Here is a 4704-nt window from a genome sequence, read left to right as displayed (position 1 = left end):
ACTTCTTTTTTGCCATAATGTTTACTTTTTAAGGTTTGTAATAAAGCCTTGAAAGCATGCTTTCAAGTTAATAATCTATTACTTAACTTTATTCCTTAACTGGTAAACATTTAGCTGACGCTACACAATTGCAAAAAATGAACTAATAACTTAATTTTAAGCCTAACTGGTAAACATGCTTTGACTACATACACCATGATTAAATTCTTTCGCAACATACGCCAACAGCTATTATCACGGAATAGGTTTAGTAAGTATTTGCTTTATGCTATTGGGGAGATTGTACTGGTGGTTGTTGGGATTTTAATTGCATTGCAGGTCAATAACTGGAATGAGCAGAGGAAACGACATAAGCTTAAAGATGTTTACAAGAGAGCACTTATTGAGGATTTAGAAAAAGACGTAAACCAACTTAAGATAGATATCGATACCACAATATGGGATATTGAAAATTGTAAGGCAATAGGTGATAAAATCTCTAAAAATGAGTTTGATATAGATTCATTAATAAAGCTTTACAGAAATGACTTTCATTTTTTTATATATGTGGAACGAAACTTTAACAGAAATACTATTGAGGCCCTTTTATCTACAGGAAACATAGATTTATTTAAAGATTCTATTTATGACGACTTGATGAGATTTAATAATTTACAGAAAGAAGTTGTATCTGCTATTGAAACTGAATTGGGCTTTTACACAAATTACCTTACTCAAAGTGATTTGCCACAGATTGATGAAGTCAGTATGATTCGAGGAGAGAATTTAGATAAAATATGGAGTTTCATAGATAAAGATAAATTTGTTTTAGGCTTTAACTCAGTTCTAAATTCAAAATCAATTGTTAACAAATTTAATCTTGATAACAGAAAGAGGTTATTGAAAGAAACAGAATCATTATTGGAAATTCTGTCTAATGATGAATGATATTAAACATAAAAACCAACCACTTCCATAAAATCATTGATAAACCCATTTTGGTTCGATAATTCAATGTCACCCGCTAGGGGACGATACTATTATTTTTATATTTGCCTTCGTAAAGTAAGGCAAAACGCTTAAGTTTCTCATTAAATTGGTTCGACAAAACTATTAGGGGGAGCAAAAACTGAAAAAGACTGCACGGAAGTATGGTCTTTTTTAGATTTACCCTTTTAGGTGAAGACGCCTGTCCCGCTGCAAGCGGGAAGCTAAAGGTGGGACCACCCAAGCGTTAGAAACCTCAGTGTAAGCTGGGGTTTTTTTATGTCCTAAAGTTTCATTTAGAATTTCTGTATCTTTAGAAGGTTAACCAACAAACCATGATTAAATTCTTTCGCAACATACGCCAACAGCTATTATCACAGAATAGGTTTAGTAAGTATTTGCTTTATGCTATTGGTGAAATAGTTTTAGTGGTCATTGGTATTTTGATTGCCCTACAGATAAATAATTGGAACAACAATAATCAACAGAAAAAGATAGAAATTAAATACCTAAAGGAAATTAAACAAAATCTGACAAAAGACCTTGACGACATAGATTTTAATATAGCCTTTAATAAAAGTAAATTACAATCAAATAAAATAGTGCTTAAGTATCTTAATGGAAAAATTAACTATACAGATTCACTTGACTTTCATTTCTCAAATCTATTTTTTTCAACAAGAACATTGGCAAATATGAGTGCTTACGAAAATTTAAAATCACGTGGATTAGAAATAATCACCAACGATTCATTGAGACAACGTATAACTAAATTATATGAATTTGATTTTTATAACGCGATAGACTTTGAAATGAAAGATGACCATCAATTTCAATATCAGATTCTAATACCTGAAGTAACAAATTCTCTTAACATATCAGAGTTTAATGTTGAGAATGCACAAGGAAACATAAATGGGTTTGCCAAACCCATAAATAGTGAATCCTTAATGAATAATTATTCTTTTAGAAATGCAATAAGGTTAAATCATACACTTAGGGAACTTATGACATTAATTTATCAGAACCTAAAAGTGAGTGTTGAAGACTGTATTAATCAAATTGACCACGAGTTGAAAAATAAATAACGAAGGCACAACACCGTATATAATTTATTGCTAGTTCTAGCCTACTACGAAAATCCGCGAGGATTTTCAGTTTGGTGTATTACTTGCAAAGTTTTTTCTTGAAAAAGGTGTTGAGGCGCCACCTTTTGACATCAATAAGTGTTAATTCCCACTCAGCAGCTTTTTAAATTCTGCCAGATCATAATCATTACCATAAAGCAATGTACTCATGCGCAAGACATCGGAAGCGATTAAAACAGCTGTTTTGATTTCTTCCTCAGTGGCTCCAAGTCTTTTGGCTTCGGCCAAATGATAGGGTATGCAATATTTACATTTGGTAGCAGCAGCCGTTCCTAAAGCGATCAAGTGAGCCTCCTTTTCTTCAATTGCTCCATTTTTTAGTACAGCATCCATAGCATCAAAAAATTCATCAGCACTTTTAAGAACTGAGGTGGGATAAAGAGAATTGAACGGGCTTTTAGCGAGCAATTCCGCCTTTTCTTGGGGTGTTAAGACATCTTGGGCAAATCCAGTGCAAAGACTTGAAATAAGAACTAAGATTACTAGAAAATTTCTCATAATGGTTTGATTTTAATTAAATTATAATGTCATGCATCTCATAAAAGGAAAAATGATAGCATTAGAGTTCTCATGAATTGACGGCTAAGTTTAATGTAAAAGACTTAGTAAGGTAATCTGAAAATTTAATGAATTTATAGAAACTCTGACATGAAATAAGTTCTATGATTAGTATGAATAATTTCGTACCTTATCAAGTTATAACTTCATTCTGCGTTTGAAGAATTAATTATTCTAATAATCTAACCGTAATACTAAAATTTTACAATGAGGGATATCAGTTTAGATTGGCTTAACTGATGCTCATTATTTCACCTTTTATGTGTCCTAATTAAATTGAAGCGTCGATAAATTTAAAGATGAATACAATGAAATGACTTTGGTTGATTTGGGGTGTAGGGGGTGTTTTAAGCATGACATATCGAGGTTTTAGAGGGTTTCAGGATGTTCTGATGGTTTACCCTGTCAAATGAAATATCGTTGGTGTTTTGAGGATATGTCATTTTTATTTATAGCCTTAATATCAAAATTGGGACCACCCAAGTGCTAGAAACCTCAGTGTAAGTTGGGGTTTTTTGGTTTATAAATCTCGTCTAATTACAGAAATTAATATTATTTATGCTTAATGAGGTTTCTACTAAAGTATAAGTAGCCTCTGTAACACTGCCAAAATAAAATTCATACCAATGGTAAGTCATAACACCGTTGGAAAATGTATAGGTGTCTATTTGGTATTCATTTACACTATAGTTAAATTTTATTTCTAATTTATTCAGAGAATTTTCCATGATTTCATCAAAATTTAAATCGTATTCTCCTGTCTCAAAGCAAGCACCAGGACCATCATAGTGTGTAACAACAGCATCATTCAAGTCGTTTTTGAAATGTCTATACACAGTTTGAGTTTCGGTGTCTTGTTGTAACCAAATCGTATTGTGATATTTTTCTAAAAATGTCTGGTCCAGCTCAGGACTATCTTCTTTATCATTACTACTACATGCCATTAAAACTGTAAGAACAATTAAACTAAGTGCTTTTCTCATAAAGGTTGTTTTAGCTCGCAAGATAATCCTTTTAAATATTGGTAATTATGATAATTATCACGAGACGCCAACTTGCTTTGTTTTTTTCCTGAAAAAGGTGTAGAATAGGTGCCCAATATATTTTATTGAGGTGCCCCATTTTAGAGTTTTAAAAATCATCAACTACTGAATTTCTCTTAGCTTTCATGTAATCTATGTCTGCATAAAACAACATATGGGTAATGTCTCCCGAACTATTACTTGATATAGCGTGTGTTATAAGAGTATCTTCATCTCCATAAGTTTCGGTTATTTCAACATCTCCCATTCTCAATGCATGGCCTATATAATCAGGATTATTTTTCCATGTAGTTTTATTCCATTTTTCCTCTCTTTCCATTTCATACTTTTTATTTAATATATCAGAAATTGATAGAAAATCTTCATGGTATAAATTATCAGAACTATGTTCTTCCATAAAATTGTAAGCACCACCTTTTAGTTTGCCATCAACAAACATATAAGAAACATATACTTTTAATCCACCCACATAATCATCTGTTATATACATTTTCAATTCATCTACAGCCTCAATTATCCATTGAATATCTGGGTATTGAGATTTTAAATCTGATATGGAGTCATCCCAATTCATTGCTCTGAAGTTGTTTTGGGAAAAAGTTTGAAATGAAAATAACATCAATAAACCTAGAAAAAGCTTTTTCATACTTAAAAATTTAAGAACACATACGATTAAGACAATAAAGATATGCATCTAGAATGCACATTGTCAACTAATTCAAAATTAATAATTATAAAACCAAAAACCATGAAACTATCAATAAGATTCTACCTAGATAAATCTAAAATTAATAAAAGAGGTCAATCTTCTATTAAATGCAGAATAACTTACAATAAAATTAGAAAGGAGTTCTCCACAGGATGTGTAGCGTCAGCTAAATGTTTACCAGTTAAGGAATAAAGTTAAGTAATAGATTATTAACTTGAAAGCATGCTTTCAAGGCTTTATTACAAACCTTAAAAAGTAAACATTATGGCAAAAAAGAAGT

Annotated in this window: 6 protein-coding genes; 3 read left to right on the top strand and 3 right to left on the bottom strand. The window is 31.3% G+C overall.

Translation table 11 applies throughout. The features are described 5' to 3' along the window. Window positions 1–195 precede the first annotated feature (195 nt). Together MR041_RS15555 and MR041_RS15550 are read left to right on the top strand one after the other, a co-directional pair. Complete coding sequence (locus MR041_RS15555; RefSeq protein WP_242095170.1) at window positions 196–927, top strand: DUF6090 family protein; 732 nt, start codon at window positions 196–198, stop codon at window positions 925–927. 374 nt (window positions 928–1301) lie between these two features. Further along, window positions 1302–2054, top strand: coding sequence for a DUF6090 family protein (locus MR041_RS15550; RefSeq protein WP_242095169.1), 753 nt, complete (start codon window positions 1302–1304; stop codon window positions 2052–2054). A 141-nt stretch (window positions 2055–2195) separates the two neighbouring features. Here MR041_RS15550 and MR041_RS15545 read toward each other — a convergent pair whose 3' ends face one another. The 3 genes from MR041_RS15545 to MR041_RS15535 all read right to left on the bottom strand — a co-directional run bounded on the left by MR041_RS15545 (window position 2196) and on the right by MR041_RS15535 (window position 4361). Next, window positions 2196–2612 carry a carboxymuconolactone decarboxylase family protein gene (locus MR041_RS15545; protein ID WP_242095168.1) on the bottom strand — a complete coding sequence of 139 codons (417 nt, stop codon included), beginning with the start codon at window positions 2610–2612 and terminating at the stop codon, window positions 2196–2198. A gap of 593 nt (window positions 2613–3205) precedes the next feature. Further along, window positions 3206–3655 carry a hypothetical protein gene (locus MR041_RS15540; RefSeq protein WP_242095167.1) on the bottom strand — a complete coding sequence of 150 codons (450 nt, stop codon included), beginning with the start codon at window positions 3653–3655 and terminating at the stop codon, window positions 3206–3208. Between the two features lie 148 nt (window positions 3656–3803). Beyond that, window positions 3804–4361 carry a hypothetical protein gene (locus MR041_RS15535; RefSeq protein ID WP_242095166.1) on the bottom strand — a complete coding sequence of 186 codons (558 nt, stop codon included), beginning with the start codon at window positions 4359–4361 and terminating at the stop codon, window positions 3804–3806. A gap of 42 nt (window positions 4362–4403) precedes the next feature. Between MR041_RS15535 and MR041_RS15530 the strand changes: the two genes are divergently transcribed. Beyond that, window positions 4404–4616, top strand: coding sequence for an Arm DNA-binding domain-containing protein (locus MR041_RS15530; protein WP_339328759.1), 213 nt, complete (start codon window positions 4404–4406; stop codon window positions 4614–4616). Window positions 4617–4704 lie beyond the last annotated feature (88 nt).

The sequence above is a fragment of the Aestuariivivens sediminicola genome, from assembly GCF_022662015.1.
Lineage (GTDB): Bacteria > Bacteroidota > Bacteroidia > Flavobacteriales > Flavobacteriaceae > Aestuariivivens > Aestuariivivens sediminicola.
The sequence above is the reverse complement of the archived record's forward strand: the minus strand, read 5'-3'. Positions and strand labels throughout refer to the sequence as shown.

Excerpts from the sequence above, each read along its gene's own strand:
- MR041_RS15540 (WP_242095167.1), bottom strand. The coding sequence starts at position 3,655 with ATGAGAAAAGCACTTAGTTTAATTGTTCTTACAGTTTTAATGGCATGT.
- MR041_RS15545 (WP_242095168.1), bottom strand. The coding sequence starts at position 2,612 with ATGAGAAATTTTCTAGTAATCTTAGTTCTTATTTCAAGTCTTTGCACT.
- MR041_RS15555 (WP_242095170.1), top strand. The coding sequence starts at position 196 with ATGATTAAATTCTTTCGCAACATACGCCAACAGCTATTATCACGGAAT.
- MR041_RS15550 (WP_242095169.1), top strand. The coding sequence starts at position 1,302 with ATGATTAAATTCTTTCGCAACATACGCCAACAGCTATTATCACAGAAT.
- MR041_RS15535 (WP_242095166.1), bottom strand. The coding sequence starts at position 4,361 with ATGAAAAAGCTTTTTCTAGGTTTATTGATGTTATTTTCATTTCAAACT.
- MR041_RS15530 (WP_339328759.1), top strand. The coding sequence starts at position 4,404 with ATGCATCTAGAATGCACATTGTCAACTAATTCAAAATTAATAATTATA.